Here is a 201-nt window from a genome sequence, read left to right on the forward strand (position 1 = left end):
CATCTGGAAAGTATAGGTGCTTATCGCAGCCATTCCGACGCTATGCAGATCGTCTCTGGCCAGTTGGACCGTCCGACGATTCATTTCGAGGCGCCGCCATCAGCGCAGGTACCGGAGGAAATGCATCAGTTCATATCGTGGTTCAACGCAAGTGCTCTGACAGGCAGTACGCCCCTCCCCGCGCTTACCCGCGCCGGGCTC

Annotated in this window: 1 pseudogene; it reads left to right on the plus strand. The window is 58.7% G+C overall.

What is annotated here, in order from left to right:
- Positions 1 to 201, plus strand: a pseudogene (locus HWX93_RS22935) (DUF4172 domain-containing protein); the annotation flags it as partial.

This window comes from Brucella tritici (genome assembly GCF_902825325.1).
Taxonomy (GTDB): Bacteria; Pseudomonadota; Alphaproteobacteria; order Rhizobiales; family Rhizobiaceae; genus Brucella.